Genomic DNA, 15,609 nt, shown 5'->3' with positions numbered 1-15,609 from the left:
CTTTACTATTTAGATGTTAAAAAAAAAATTGAGAATCGCTTAACTAACCCTAGCGCAGTTTGGACAGAGTCCTTCACTGAGGGAGACCTAGGCAAAAGCCGACAATGCTTGTCTGGAGCTTTGCTAAGTGGGTACTTGCAAAAGGGGTGTTGCTTGGCTGGGTCGCGACAGTGTAGTGCTCGACTTGGCTGGGCATGGGCTGTGAAAAGCGCGGGTATCGAATGGCCTTTTCGATGTATCTATTAGACAATATTTCTATAACAATTTCCGATCCAAAAGCACCACACGAGACGTTAATAAAAGTTAAAAACAAACACGTGTGTTTGACGCTCCAATCACGTGTGTTTGACCGTCCGAACACACGTGATTGATCGACCGAACACGTGTCTTTGAAGCCGCAAACACACGTGATCAAAAAATCCCGCTCAAATGGCCCCAAACGCACTTTTTAGAGGGTATTTTTTTGATAAAAAAAGGTGGACACTAGGCAGAGGCTTGTCCTCCTTGTCGGCATGCCTCTATTGATCCAACCTGCATAATGTAACAGGGTTCGAAAGCGTAGCACCGCTACGGTGACAAGCATAACAAAGCGACTGGATTGAAACGAGTTAAAACCGGAATAGATTTTCTATTGCATAATGCAGACTCAAAACTCATCCCTCAAAAACCTCCCGCAAACAGCTCTGCATGAGCTGCTCCACTTGGGTCGTACTCTGCTCGATTTCTTGCTCTAACGCATCACACAACCCCATCATGGCATTCACCTTCTCTAAAATGGCTTTTTGTTCTTCTTTTGGTGGTAATGCAATTGGAGTACTTCTCATTTGTGTCTTATTAATAGAAGCTAAATTGGTGGTTCGCTTTGCGCAGTCCTCATAGTATCTGCGCGTATTAGGTGAATTGATAAACTCCATTAAGAACCTGTTGAATAAAACGCCTTTAAGATACCCTCTTACTCTAAAAACATGGTTTTGATGTATACAACCTTGTATTTCATCGTTCCAAATTGCACATCTTCCAACTTTGTCGGGATCTCCACCCTCAATCATTAGTAAGTCACCAATCTCTATTTGATATTTCTTATAGTCTATTGATGAGACAGCTATCTCCTTAACAAGGTCTAAATTCAAGAAGCCTCTTTGCACATTGGCGACTCTTAAATATGGGCTTACAATTATTTCTCCCTTAACATTTTTTCCTTTCGCAACTCCCCCTGTAATACTCATCAAATCTTCCAACCTACACCAAACCCACCCTTTAGGCAATGGATAAGGAATCTCCTCATCGGTGATTGGAGGCAAGGGCTTCTCCTTCTTGATCTTCTTATCCCTGATGAGTTGCTCTTTCTCAGTTTTGATCCTTTCGAGTAGAACAGACGCCGGCTCCCAATTCCCCTCCTCCGGAGGGGTGCCCGCAGGGCGGGGTGGTTCTGCAGTGCGGACCGACTCACCAGCGCGGGGTGGTTCTGCAGCACGGACCGTCTCTGCAGCATGTGGCGATACCACTGCATCAGCCTCACCCACCACCAAGGCAGGATGCTCCATCAACGCATTCATGGTATAGGCCAGTTTCTTCTTGATGTCTATATCAGGGATGTGAATCACCGTCAGCCCCAACCCCTCCAAATAAGCGTCACGCTTAGCATCGTAGGCTTGCTTGTGATCATGACTGCTACCATCTATCTCTATGACCACTTGGCAGTTGGGACAGTAGAAATCCACTATATAGTTGCCGATGATCTTTTGTCTATCAAAGTCCAGTCCTTTGAACTGCTTGCGTTTGACTTCATTCCAAAACAGCACTTCAGATAAGTTTCCTGCTTTTCTGAGTGCTTTGGCTCTTTCCTTTAGTGCGGGGTTGTATGGAAGGCTAAAGTAGTTTTTGGCGTTTCGTTTGACCACCTTGTCCTGCGAGGACTTATCTGGTGCTGTATGGACCACCCCGCCCTGCGGGCACCCCTCCAAGGGAGGGGAATTGAACACCCCGCCCTGCGGGCACCCCTCCAAGGGAGGGGAATTGAACACCCCGCCCTGCGGGCACCCCTCCAAGGGAGGGGAATTGAACACCTCCTCCAAGGGAGGGGAATTTTGAAGGCGCCAGTGGTGGGTGAGTTTGCCTTGGACGGCTAGTTGGAGGATGGTTTCTCTTAGTTTTTTGACGGCTGTCTTTTCGGTGAAGAAGGTCTTGAAATGCGCCTGCAAAAACGACCACTCCTTGACCGTATCTCCTGTAGCCAATTGTTGCAAAGCTGAGGTCACAAAGTCTTCTTTGAGCTGTACCCTTGCTTGGGTTTGCTTTTCCAGTGCCTCTACTTCCTCAAACAACTGATTGACGGTGGCTACAATGGCCTTTTGTTCTTCTAGGGGGGGAAATGAAATAATTAATGGTCTAAGTTTCGCTATTGAAACATTTGCAATGTTTGTAGTTTGACTGGAACTAGCAATTAATTCATTTTTTGTTTTAGGGTTTCTCAACAATACCATCAAATATTCAGGATCAAATACGTAAGTCCTTAATGCTGAAATAAAACCGCCCAAAGTAAACTCTCTAGACATTTCCTTTTTAAGCAATGCGACTTTACCAACAAGCTCTCTACTATTTGCCATAGACATAATAACATCTCCAGCTTGCAATATTTGATCCTCTCGTTTTACATACTTCCTATCAATGTAAAGGAGATCATCCCAATCGATTTCATCTTGTACATTAGCAGTCCTTAGACAAGGAATTTTCCCTTCATAATCCTCTTTCGATTTTTCTGAACTTGGAAAAGTAATACCTCTAACAATCTGTATAACCTCACCTAATCTAGTTTTTATCCAACCATTTGGCAGATCAGAAATCTGATCGGGTAAAACATCGTCTAATACTTTCTCTTTCTTGATCTTTTTATCGTTGATCAACTGCACTTTCTCCTCCAGTATTTTTTCCAATAAGACAGAAGCAGGCTCTACATCAGGGTTCTGCTCACGCCATTTTCTAGTGAGTTTCCCTTGTATGGCCAGTTGTAGAATCAAGCCTTTGAGCTCTTGGGCATTTTTGGGATGAACTGTGAGTTCTTTGAAGTGTTTGAGTAGTTGCATTTATTTCAAAGCCTCGGTTAGTACTCGGATGATCTCCTCTTGTATGCTGTTTACCTTCTCAGTAGTCGCGCTGTATTTTTCCAAGATCACTTCAGGTTTGTCCAGGTCGTCACTCTCTTGGTGTGGGTTTTTGATGTCTAGGTTGTAGCCTCGGTCTTTGATCTCTTGTGCGGAGACCTTCCATGCATATTGGCTGTACTTTTCGTTTTCACGATCTGTCCACCATGCTTTTTCCAGATCAAACTCTTTGATATGAATCGGTTTTCCTTTGTTGTAGCTCTTGACACCTGTTGGGTATGGGTGCTCGAAGTACCACACGTCTTTGGTGGGTGTTCCCTTCTCGAAGAACAGCACGTTGGTCTTGATACTGGTATAAGGATTGAACACGCCATTGGGCAAGCGCACGATGGTATGGAGGTTGCATCGCTCCATCAGCTCTTCCTTGATCCGTGTCTTGACCCCCTCACCAAACAAAGTACCGTCTGGCAAGACCACTGCACAGCGTCCCCCGTCTTTGAGCAAGCGAATGATCAAGGCCAGGAAAAGATCGGCCGTTTCTTTGGTTCTGAACTTCTGCGGAAAGTTGGTCTCTGTACCGTCTTCTTCCACGCCACCAAATGGAGGGTTCGTCAAGATGATATCTACCTTGTCTTTGCTGCCCCAATCCGCATAGGGTTTGCTGAGCAAATTGTCCCTACGTACCGCAGGTACATCAAAGCCATGCAGCATCAAATTGGTCGTGCAAAGCAAGTGAGGCAAGGGCTTCTTTTCTATCCCTCGGATGGTTGCTTGTAGGGCTGCTTCATCCTTTTGGTTCTTTACCAGAGACTTCTTGTGATCGATGGCACAAGTCAAAAAGCCTCCAGTACCACAAGCGGGATCAAGTACAGTTTCTTTCAATTGTGGATCAATGGTATCCACCATAAACTGCGTGACAGCCCTAGGCGTGTAGTATTCGCCCGATGAGCCCGCACTTTGCAGTTCTTTCAGAATGGTCTCGTACAGATCATTGAACAAATGCCGCTCATTGGTACTGTTGAAATCAATCTTGTTGATCTCATTGATCACTTGACGAAACAGTGTTCCGTTCTTCATGTAGTTGTAGGTATCCTCAAATACAGATCGGATGATTTTGGCTTGCGGATTGGAAACAATATCCAATTCCTTCAGCGTTGGGAACAGTTCATTGTTGATGAAGGTCATGAGTTCTTCGCCTGTGAGTCCCTCTTCATCCGCTGCCCAGCTAGACCACTTGAGCGATTCGGGCAAGGGGCTTTCATAGTTGTCAATCGTGATCTCCCACTCCTCCTCCTTGTCAGCAAATATCTTCATGAATAGCATCCAGACCATTTGAGAGATGCGCTGTGCATCTCCATCCACTCCTGTATCCTTCCGCATGATGTCACGGATGCCTTTTATGTTCGTTGTGATTGTGCTCATTTATTCTTCTTCGCTTACCTTTAATGCTTTTAACTCCTCTTCATATTTAAGAAATTGGTCTTCAATTTTCTTAATTAATGGCTGTATCTCTGTAATAAAAGCATCTATTTTTTTATCGTACTTATCAGTATCATCCCATTCTTCCATAATTCGAACGAGTTCCCACGGCTGATTGAAATACAAGATTGCTTTCCATTTTTCTCCTTGACTTTTTTCCGCACCTTCTATCTCATTTAATATCTCAACTAATCTTTCATTGTAATCGAGTCTATCAGTACCAGGGGATATCATTGCTTTAAAACTTAAATATTTGCCTTGATAAAAATCAAACTCAAATAAGAATGCCTCCTTATCAGGCCATCCATTAGCAGTCTTATATCTTAGAATTAAATGGTCAATTTTATGAGTTGTAAACCTTACCCAACCTTTGTTTTTTGACCCTAATTTCCAGCCTTGATCATTTACTTTTTTTTGTAGTATTTGAGCAAAATCATCCCATGCATCAGGCTTGTTTTGCCATACAAAATCGAATAACTCTTTATGGTTTTTATATAGCTGCTTAGCTAAAATATTGGTTGAATCATCATTCATAATATGCTGACTTAATGTCTTTGAATAATCAATTAAATATGTCCTTGTTGAAGAATTTATTGAGTTCCCCTTTCCTTCTAATATCTTATTCAAAATAATCAGTATCTGACCATATGAATAATTTATATAATGTTCCTTTTCAGAAGATTCATTACCAGAAGGAGTTAAAAATACATATGATAATTTGTACCCTTTAAAATTCCTTTCTACATCGTTTTTATATCTCTTTAACTGATCACTATGCTCTCCAGACCAAATCTTATTCTCTATACAAACAACAATTTTTTCAGTAACAATCAATAAATCAATGTGATTCCATTCACGCCGTATTTCAACTTTTTTGAAATCTAAATTTCCAACTTCAATAATTGAAATATCTGTTGCTCTTTCATCTATGAGTATATCTTGTAATACCCGTCTCAAAAACTCATCTTTTAAACCATGTGATTCATTCGGGTTTAATAGCCAAGCCAAAAAGTTGGAATGTCTATTTTCTCTATGCTCAATTCCTAGAATTCTAAAAAAATTTGGTTGACCCATTTCAAGTGACAGCTGATCAAACACATCATCTTTCAACAATTGTGCATAGTTGCTTTCAATTTCTCTTTTTTCCATGCTAAGCAATATTATTATAGATCTGTTGCTCCAACTCAACAATAGCCCTTTCAAAATCCTTCTTCTTACCAAAAGCCCTGACCAATTCTACCGGAGAGCCCAATTTGTTTAAGGGTTTGACTTTCAGGATTGTCCCTTGTTCGATGGACGTGATGCCCTCATCTTCATACTTGGCTAAGAGACTTTCTAAGACCTTTTGGGCCACCGCTCCATACTTGGTAAAGTAATTCCTTTTCCTGACCGCATTGGCTCTTTCCTTACGTGTGAGTGCTGGTTGATCAAAGGCCACATGGCAGATGAGATCAAACGCATCCATGTCTTGCCCCACCTCTTCTCTCAATGCCTCTATCAAAACGCCTTGTTCGGCTAGTTCTTTGATCAATTCTTCCTTTTTCTCAGAACTATTCCACCGCTGTATAAAATCATCCAACGAAGCAAATTCATTGTTTACGTTCTTCTTGGTGTAGTCCTTGAGCGATTCAGTGATTAATTTCCCATCCGAACCATAGTACTGAACCCTTTCGTGTGCAATCGAAACAGGAATTTGATTGACGTAATACTTCTTCGGTTCAGATTCATCCCCACCCACTATATCAATACCTATACCACCAGGAGGTGGGTGTGCAGTCGTGTCACCTACTTCATTTTCTATATCTGTCTCTTCCTCTGGAGGCACCACAGGTTCTGTTGGTGACGGTTCATAGATTTGAACAGGATCACCGTCAAAATCTGGATCAGCAAACAGATTGGTTGCTTTCCTAAAATCCATAATGGTAAAGTACACTTTGCCATCTGCTTCTCTGATTCTTGTTCCCCTACCGATGATTTGCTTGAACTCGGTCATAGAGCCAATATTGGCTTCCAGTACGACCAGTTTGACCATTTTGGTATCAATACCCGTAGTAAGCATCTTGGAGGTGGTGGCAATCACTGGAAACCGCTCTTCCACATCTGTAAAATTGTCCAGCTCTCGTTTGCCTACTTCATCGTCACCTGTGATCTTCACTACGAAGTTGGGATGCTTAGCTACCATGTCGGCATTCTCATTGATGAGAGCTTGCCTCATGCGGTTGGCGTGATCTATGTCTATGCAGAAAACAATGGTTTTGGCAAATCGATCTGTAGCTTTTAGATACGCCGTGATTTTCTGAGCGACCAATTGGGTGCGCTCATCGACTGCTAGTTTCCTATCATAGTCTTTGAGGTTGTAAATTCTGTCCTGTATCTCATTGCCATATTTATCCCTCAATCCAGCCGTTGGCCTCCAACCTTCATCGATTGTTGTTGTGATTCTTACCACTTTGTATGGTGCTAGAAAACCATCCTCGATACCTTGCTTGAGTGAATAAGTATAGACAGGTTCACCAAAGTACTCCATGTTAGATACATCCTTGGTTTCCTTGGGAGTAGCAGTCAATCCTATCTGAGTAGCAGACTCAAAATGATCTAAGATTTCACGCCATGCAGAGGCTTCAGAAGCACTGCCTCTGTGACACTCATCTATGACGATCAGATCAAAAAAGTCTTTGCTAAATTCTTTGTATGCATTCTTAGTTTCTTCATTTCCTGTCAACCCCTGATACAAAGCAAAATAGATCTGATAGGACTTATCGATTTTGCGATTCTTAATGATATGCATGATATCGTTCCCAAAGGGTGAAAAGTCCCCGTTCTTGGTTTGCGTCAACAATGCATTTCTATCCGCCAGAAATAGAATTCTTTTCTTGACACCCGCTTTCCAAAGTCTCCAGATGATATTGAATGCCGTATAGGTCTTGCCTGTCCCAGTGGCCATCACCAGGATAACCCTGTCTTGGCCTTTGGCTACAGCCTCCACTGTTCTATTGATGGCGTTTTGCTGATAATAGCGTGGTTTCATACCACTGTCATCAGGATAGTATTCTTGTTCAACTATCTTTCTTGCCTCAGGTGTCACTATACCCTTATAGGCCAAATACTTCTCCCAAAGTGCTGAAGGGGATGGAAACTCCTCCAATGTTATTTCAGATTCCAACTGACCTTCTGATAGCGTCTTGTCATGAAACACAAATGAATCTCCATTGGAAGTAAACACAAAGGGAATTTGTAGTATCTCGGCATACTCCAATGCCTGTTGCATTCCAGAACCTATTGGTTTGTTGTTATCCTTTGCCTCTATGACCGCTATGGGTTCAGCATCTTTGGCATAGAGAATATAATCGGCTCTCTTCTGCTTGCCTCGCGTATGGATTTTACCTTGAACAATGATTCGCCCATCGGTAAAGGACACCTCTTCACGCACTTGACGTTTCATATCCCATCCAGCCTTTTGGATGGCAGGATTAATATACTTGGTGCAAATGTCTCTTTCAGACAGCTTCTTCTTGTCTAACATGGCCTCATTCAGGTTGGTGCTTGAGACTCATCAAAAGACTGCAAGCTTGGACAACAATACAATGTCTGTAAATTGTACAAAAAGGGGCAATAGTTCAAGTGAGTATCTACTTCCCAATACAGAACTTAGAAAATATATTATCTAGCAAATCATCAGTCGATATCTCTCCCGTGATCTCACCGAGGTAGTAGAGTGAGTGACGGATGTCTTGGGCGAGGAAGTCGTTGGTGATCTGGTTGTCGATCCCGCGTACTACATCGTGCAGTGCGTTTTGGGTATTGACTAGCGACTGGTGATGGCGGGCATTGGTCACGACGACATTGCCGGTCTTGAAGTTGTCCATCTGGCTCTTGGCGAAGATCATATCCTTGAGTGCAGCCACTCCTGTTTCCTGCTTGGCTGCTATGGAGATGTAGTGTTCGTTCTCCAGCAGTGCAGCAGGCTCTGATTCTACCTTGTCCCGCTTGTTGCCGACAAGGATGTAGGGCTTGTCCATCTCGATAAGCTGCTGCTCCTGTGCGAGGATCACATCGAGCCCTTCGGTCGAGAGGTCAAACAGATACATGATTAGCGAAGACTCTTTCATCTTTTGATTGGCACGCTCCACTCCGATCGCTTCGATCTGATCGGTCGTCTCTCGTAGACCCGCTGTATCGATGAAGCGGAACTTCACCCCACCGATGTTGATCTCGTCCTCTATCGTATCGCGGGTTGTCCCTGCGATATCCGACACGATGGCTTTCTCCTCTTCGAGCAGGGCATTGAGCAGTGTTGATTTGCCCGCATTGGGTTTTCCGACGATCACGACGGGCACCCCGTTTTTGATCACATTGCCGAGTTGGAAACTATCGATCAGCTTGACCAGTACCTTGTCTATGCCTTTGATCAGTTCTTTGAGTTCGTCACGGCTGGCAAACTCCACATCCTCTTCAGAAAAATCCAGTTCGAGCTCGATCATCGAGGCGAAGTGCACGAGTTTCTCGCGCAGGGCTTTGATTTCTTTGGATATCCCGCCACGCATCTGGTTGAGTGCTGCGGCATGTGATGATTCGTTTTCGGAGGCTATGAGGTCGGCTACTGCTTCGGCTTGCGCCAAATCAAAGCGACCATTAAGATACGCCCGTTGGGTAAACTCCCCCGGATTGGCCAGACGCGCGCCCTTACGGATCAGAAGTTGAATGATGCGGTTGATGATGTACTGCGACCCGTGACAGGAGATTTCCACGCTTTCTTCCTTGGTAAAGGACCGCTGATTGAGGAATAGCGACACCAACACCTCGTCGACGATCTCCTCGCCATCGAGGATGTTGCCAAAGTGGATGGTGTGAGATTTTTGCGTCAGCAAATCCTTGCCATCAAAACAAGAGGCCGTCAGGGCAATGCTCTCCGCACCAGACAGGCGAATCACTGCGATGGCACCTACTCCTGGAGGTGTAGCGAGGGCTACTATGGTATCGTTCATGTGCATGACCGCAAAGATAATCGCCCCAAGTCTCTGTCCACCCTTCCAACCAAAAATGTATAGAGCTAACCTGAAATTTAATATCGTTTGGTTAGGGGCTGTCTAGATCATAACGAGGAACTTAAAAATCATACAACTCTTCCCTCTGACCTGCTTTTGGCATCTAGTTCTTGGCTGGTCCATTCACTTCATCCACATATGACTTTTCAAGCAAACTTAAATTCCTTCAAAATACCATCCCCCCATTCCAACTGATTGGCTACAATTTGTGTCTATAGGGTACAAACAGATTTAGAATCAAAATGAAAATTACTATGCAGAAAGGAAAAATATGGGTTGGGGTAATCGTCATACTCACAACACTTGTCACAGGATGTCTGGAGGAATCTGACTTTGAAAAACAACAAAAACAAAGCGACAAAGAAATCAGCAACTACTTGAAGGAAAACAACATCAATACTGAAACATCCTCTTTTGGTATCCACTACGAAAAATTAGTCTCTGAACCCAACGGAGAAGCCCCCGCATCAGGAGACGTTATGTATGTGAAATACATGATCGTAACGCTAGACGGAGATACTTTAGAATCCGTACAAGACGAAGCTGTACCGTTCAAATTCAACTGGAACAGTGTATTACCACAAGGAATGAACTATGGTATAGACATCCTAAAAACAGGCGAGAAAGCACGCTTCTATCTCCCATCCTATACGAGTTACAACAGCTACTCACCATCTGACAATTCGTTCAGAGCCTACACCAACTTCATCGTAGAGATGGAACTCGTAGCGACCATGGATGAGACGGATGTTCAAAATGCAGAGATAGATACGATCGAGGACTACATCGCATCAGAAGGGTTCGAAGATGTAATACCATCATCGTCTGGTCTATACTACAAGACCCTTACCCCAGGAGAAGGAGAAAGTCCGAAAAGTTACAATCAAGTGAAGCTACACTACAAACGCAGCTATCTAGATGGTACAGTAATACAAGAAACAGAAGCAGACAAACCACTCACAGTCCAAATGAATACAAACCAGCTGGTAAAAGGATTTGAACAAGGTGTCCTACAGATGAAAAAAGGAGAAAAGGCACTGTTGATCATGCCATCTAACCTAGCCTTCGGTAGCAGTGTCCAGATCATGCCAAGCAATCTAAGAGAAGAGTTATTCGAATACGGCCACATCACTACCAACGTCAAACCCTACGCACCAGTGACGTATGAGGTCGAGCTCTTGGAGATCAAGTAGAATCTAGTTGCTAGACATTAGACCTGTCTATGCTATAGACAAAGAGCCAAGAATCAAGACTGTGTGTCTTGATTCTTGGCTCTTTTTTCTTAACGCTGATACAATTACACCTTCGCCGCTTCTCTAAATAGCTGGGAAAATTCTTCTTTGGTAAAACTACCGAGATCACCTTCTCCGTGTCTCCGCGCAGAGACTTTGCCTTCTTCTTGTTCCTTCTCTCCTACGATCAGCATGAATGGGATTTTTTTGGTTTCCGCATCACGGATTTTTCGACCAATCTTTTCATCTCTATGATCGATGAATCCACGGATATCGTTTTCTTCCATGTATGCGTACACTTCCTCGGCATACTTGGCACATTTCTCCGAGATCGGCAATACCGCAATCTGATCTGGCGTCAACCACAGTGGGTAGTTACCACCACAGTGCTCTGTCAACACCGCTACGAATCGCTCTAGCGAACCAAATGGTGCTCTATGAAGCATCACTGGGCGGTATTTCTGGTTATCAGAGCCAGTATACTCTAGTTCGAATCGTTCTGGCAAGTTGTAATCCACCTGGATCGTACCCAGCTGCCAGCTTCTCTTCAGTGCATCTTTGACCATAAAGTCTAGCTTTGGACCATAGAATGCCGCCTCACCGTATTCGGTCACCGTTTTCAGGCCTTTTTCAGCAGCAGCTTCTTGGATCGCTGACTCTGCCTTCTCCCAATTCTCGTCTGACCCGATGTACTTGGCCTTGTTCTCTGGATCACGGAGCGAAATCTGTGCCGTATACTCCTCAAACCCTAGGGCATTGAACACATAAAGCACCAAGTCTATCACTTTCAAGAACTCTTCTTTGACCTGATCTGGTGTACAGAATATGTGCGCATCATCCTGCGTAAAACCTCTGACTCTCGTCAAACCGTGTAACTCTCCACTCTGCTCGTAGCGATACACCGTACCAAACTCCGCAAAGCGTACAGGTAGATCTTTGTATGACCTTGGCTTAGATTTGTATATCTCACAGTGGTGAGGACAGTTCATCGGTTTGAGGAAAAATTCTTCGCCTTCATTAGGGGTCTTGATCGGCTGAAACGAATCTTCCCCGTATTTTTCATAGTGACCAGATGTCACATACAATTCTTTGTTTCCGATATGCGGGGTGACCACCGGCTGATACCCTGCCTTGGTCTGCGCCCTCTTTAGAAACGACTCCAGTCTCTCACGAAGCATCGCTCCCTTGGGCAACCATAGCGGCAAGCCTTGCCCTACCTTCTGAGAGAAAGTAAACAGCTCTAGCTCCTTGCCCAATTTTCTATGATCCCGTTTTTTGGCCTCTTCTAACAACTCAAGATGTTCTTTGAGCTCCTTTTGTTTGGGAAAGGTCACCGCATAGAGACGGGTTAGTTGCTTGTTCTTTTCATCTCCTCTCCAGTACGCACCTGCTATATTTAGAATCTTAGCCGCTTTGATAAAGCCCGTATTCGGGATGTGTGGCCCTTTACATAGATCCGTGAAATTGCCTTGCTTGTAGAATGTAATATCTCCGTCTTGCAATCCCTCGATCAATTCGAGCTTGTATTGGTCTCCCTTTTCTGTAAAGTAGGCTACTGCATCAGCTTTAGATACTTCTTCTCTGACGTACTCACTCTTGTTTCGAGCAAGTTCGAGCATCTTGTCTTCGAGTACTTTGAGGTTTTCTGAGTCAAACTCCTGATCTCCAAAATCAACATCATAGTAAAAGCCTCCTTCAATAGCAGGACCTATTCCGAGTTTCACGCCCGGGTAGAGCGCTTCGAGAGCCTCTGCCATCAAATGAGCAGATGAGTGCCAAAACGTAGACTTACCTTTATCATTTTGCCAGGTTAGCAGGTTCACCTCCGAATCAGTGGTAATAGGACGGGTAGCATCCCACACCTCTCCATTTACTTCAGCTGCCAAAACATTTCTTGCCAAGCCTTCGCTGATACTCAATGCTACATCCAAACCGTTAGAACCTTTATTAAGCTCTTTGATACTGCCGTCTGGCAAAGTGATCTTAATTTTACTGTCACTCATCAATCCAATGTTTTCTTTAATTCTGGGGAGGCAATATCAAAAGTCGGTATCGACTCCTTGCGTTCCCTTATTTTGCGCAAATATGCAATTTTTCCATTTACTTTTCTTACTCCTTCGATGGCTTCTTGGTCGAGGGAATCAATTTCTAAAACCTGCTCATAATACTGAATCGAACTAGAGAAATACCCCTTTAGATCATACATCTCCGCTTTGTCCATCATGGCATCCCTATTCACACTATCCTGCTCCAAAATCACAGAGGCATAATGTAACACTGAATCTGCTTTATGACGCGCTTTGAAGAAGTTCACTAATTCTTTACCAGAACTAAGGTCTCCTTTATCAAGCTGCCCCTTTAGAATAGCGTTCGCCTCCAAGTCCATACCTTGAGAGCGATAAATTTTGATTTTGACCGCACGAACCTCGGGAGAACTCTGATCTAAATCGACACGATCCAACCAAGAGATGGCTTCCTCTAACTCACCCTGGTCAGCATACAAACGAGCTACTTTGACAGGAATATCCAATTTGCTTTGATCCAACGACCAAGCCTGCTTATAATAAGTAAGTGCAGACAGACTATCTTTCATATGCAGATAGATGTTGGCCTTTTGATCAAACAATGTAGAGTTACTACTATTGATCAAGATTGCATTATTGATCTGATCAATCGCCAAGTCATAAGCTCCCAGTCTATTGTAGATTTTGGATTTAAGGTCATACACCTCTAATTCAGGCATGCCTTCTACTGGCGTATTCAAGTGCTGAAGGGCTAGATCATATTCTCGCTGATCAAAGTAATACTCAGCCAATAAAAAACAAATATATGGTTCAGTCCCCAACTGCTCAGTGAGTTTACGAGCCACTCTCGGCGAGACTCCATCCCAATGCTTACGCTTCTCTTGCAATAGATACTGAATCACAAATTCTGCATGCAATGGCTCGTCAAGATCCAACGACAACCCCGACAATTCCAATTGTCCGATAGACAATTGATTGTACATTTCATACTTTCCGTATCTCTTCACACAAGAGGTATCCATACACAAGGATATCACTGCCCAAAAGAGTATTGTCAAAGACTTACTATTCATTATTCAAAATTATGTAGAAAAAATGGCGAAAACAGTGAAAGAGAAAGTAAGATAAAAACAGGTGATCGCATTTTTTTCAAACAGGCCTCTTGAACCTAAACCTAGGTCATTTTCAATCATCAAAAATGCCCTACACTAGGTAAATCCCCTAAGCTCTTAGGTTTACACTTAAATGATGTCGAAAAAAATAACAAGGCTTGGAAGTTGTCTTTATTCTTGGTAACATTCAAAGTTGATACAATTCAACCTGTGTTTAATTGAGAAAAAGAAACCTTGTTTTATTCAGTGACAAAGCTGAAATATCACATGTAAGGCTCCATCTTCGCGGGAGACAAAAAAAGCTTTTACTTTTTCTTTGAATAGTGCAAACAATGCATGTATTTTGATTCACTAATTGAATTCGAGCTAAAAAAAACATTATTATAAGTAAATGATTAGTTCAAATTCACCGATTATTATAGAATCAAGGCTTTTGATAAAAAATGGATCTCTTAAAAAGATATAAAAACATATACGACACCAACATCTTACTGATGTACAAAGGTGAGGTTACTTTTGACTTGGTTACCTCTATCATCGAGACTCTGGATGGTCGTATCGGGGAAATTGAAAGTGATCGATTGATCAAAAAGAAATTTTATGGTGCGGCTACAGAATGCATCCAAAACCTCTACCATCATATGGACGAAGTATCGGATGAAACCATAGACACCTATGATTCTAAGGCTGGACTGCTGATGGTGACCTCTCGTAAGAAGTTTTTCAACATCATGACGGGAAATTTCATCCCCAATGACAAAATCAATACCATCAAAGGAAAACTGGACAACATCAACTCACTGGATAAGGATGAACTCAAAAAGCTGTATAAGGAAATACTCTACAACGGAGAATTTTCGGATAGAGGTACCGCAGGTCTTGGTTTTGTTGAGATCGCTAGAAAAACTGGACAAAAACTATCCTATGAATTTCATACAGTAAATGAAGATTACTCTTATTTCACCTTTCAGATTAGAGTGTCTAGAGTAAAAAAAGAAGAATTGACAGAAGCATAAGCGCTTTCGAATAAGAATAATATGAAAGAACTTTACCACGAGGAGCAGAAGATTTTGTCGGATTATGTCGGCAAGGTAAAGCAGAAGGATTTAAGCATGGACGATGCTGTGGGTATTGCTGTGCACTATAAAGACTTATTAGATCAAAGCAAAGTCATCACACGAATCAGTGATAGACTACAGAAAAAACTCGATCACGCCAACCAAAAAATTAAAAGCCAAAACTCGGAGATTCAGAAGAAGAACGTAGAATTAGAAGACACCATCAACGAGCTTGACAAAATGACTGTAGGTAAAAAAGCCTCCAGAATCATGTTTGCACTAGCTATTATTTTGTTCGTTTCAGAAGAGCAGTTTCTCGGACCTATTATTGAAGACGCTATTGATATCCCATATTTGGGATTGTTAATACTTTTGATTATTGCAATGTTTTTGAAATTCTTTGAAGGAATGCTGGAAAGTTATTTTCTAAAGCAAACTAAAAAGAAAATCTTAAGCAAAAGTTCGTTGAACAAAGACAACACCAACTTAGGAGAGAATAGTAGTCTATCCTACTCAGAAAAATAATACTACTATGATTCACCCTAATCTAAATACACC

At 42.8% G+C, this 15,609-nt stretch carries 10 protein-coding genes; 3 read left to right on the top strand and 7 right to left on the bottom strand.

The window, feature by feature from the left end; genetic code table 11:
* Nucleotides 1–653: 653 nt before the first annotated feature.
* The 5 genes from BGP76_RS05705 to mnmE all read right to left on the bottom strand — a co-directional run bounded on the left by BGP76_RS05705 (nt 654) and on the right by mnmE (nt 9,565).
* Nucleotides 654–3,083, bottom strand: a complete 2,430-nt coding sequence (locus BGP76_RS05705; protein ID WP_119843925.1) for a DUF559 domain-containing protein — start codon at nt 3,081–3,083, stop codon at nt 654–656.
* Complete coding sequence (locus tag BGP76_RS05700) at nt 3,084–4,523, bottom strand: class I SAM-dependent DNA methyltransferase (protein ID WP_119843924.1); 1,440 nt, start codon at nt 4,521–4,523, stop codon at nt 3,084–3,086.
* Nucleotides 4,524–5,729: a PD-(D/E)XK nuclease family protein gene (locus tag BGP76_RS05695; protein ID WP_119843923.1), complete on the bottom strand. Its 1,206-nt coding sequence runs from the start codon at nt 5,727–5,729 to the stop codon at nt 4,524–4,526.
* Between the two features lies 1 nt (nt 5,730).
* Nucleotides 5,731–8,103 (bottom strand): EcoAI/FtnUII family type I restriction enzme subunit R, encoded by a 2,373-nt coding sequence (gene hsdR / locus BGP76_RS05690; protein WP_119843922.1) that lies wholly within the window; start codon nt 8,101–8,103, stop codon nt 5,731–5,733.
* Between the two features lie 106 nt (nt 8,104–8,209).
* Nucleotides 8,210–9,565: a tRNA uridine-5-carboxymethylaminomethyl(34) synthesis GTPase MnmE gene (gene mnmE / locus BGP76_RS05685; protein ID WP_245816767.1), complete on the bottom strand. Its 1,356-nt coding sequence runs from the start codon at nt 9,563–9,565 to the stop codon at nt 8,210–8,212.
* 314 nt (nt 9,566–9,879) lie between these two features.
* On the opposite strand from mnmE, the gene BGP76_RS05680 reads away from it, so the two are divergent.
* On the top strand, nt 9,880–10,818 hold the full coding sequence (locus BGP76_RS05680) for an FKBP-type peptidyl-prolyl cis-trans isomerase (protein WP_158584083.1): 939 nt from the start codon (nt 9,880–9,882) through the stop codon (nt 10,816–10,818).
* Nucleotides 10,819–10,922: 104 nt separating this feature from the next.
* On the opposite strand, the gene thrS is transcribed toward BGP76_RS05680, so the two are convergent.
* Nucleotides 10,923–12,860 (bottom strand): threonine--tRNA ligase, encoded by a 1,938-nt coding sequence (gene thrS, locus BGP76_RS05675; RefSeq protein WP_119843920.1) that lies wholly within the window; start codon nt 12,858–12,860, stop codon nt 10,923–10,925.
* Nucleotides 12,860–13,954 carry a lipopolysaccharide assembly protein LapB gene (locus BGP76_RS05670; RefSeq protein ID WP_119843919.1) on the bottom strand — a complete coding sequence of 365 codons (1,095 nt, stop codon included), beginning with the start codon at nt 13,952–13,954 and terminating at the stop codon, nt 12,860–12,862. Before BGP76_RS05670 ends, thrS begins: the two co-directional genes overlap by 1 nt.
* Nucleotides 13,955–14,436: 482 nt before the next feature.
* Between BGP76_RS05670 and BGP76_RS05665 the strand changes: the two genes are divergently transcribed.
* On the top strand, nt 14,437–15,009 hold the full coding sequence (locus tag BGP76_RS05665; RefSeq protein WP_073118482.1) for a SiaB family protein kinase: 573 nt from the start codon (nt 14,437–14,439) through the stop codon (nt 15,007–15,009).
* A 21-nt stretch (nt 15,010–15,030) separates the two neighbouring features.
* On the top strand, nt 15,031–15,576 hold the full coding sequence (locus BGP76_RS05660; protein WP_073118484.1) for a hypothetical protein: 546 nt from the start codon (nt 15,031–15,033) through the stop codon (nt 15,574–15,576).
* Nucleotides 15,577–15,609 lie beyond the last annotated feature (33 nt).

This window comes from Reichenbachiella sp. MSK19-1 (assembly GCF_003590315.1).
Classification (GTDB): domain Bacteria; phylum Bacteroidota; class Bacteroidia; order Cytophagales; family Cyclobacteriaceae; genus Reichenbachiella; species Reichenbachiella agariperforans.
Note: the sequence above shows the minus strand (reverse complement) of the source record. Positions and strands in the feature narration are given on the sequence as shown.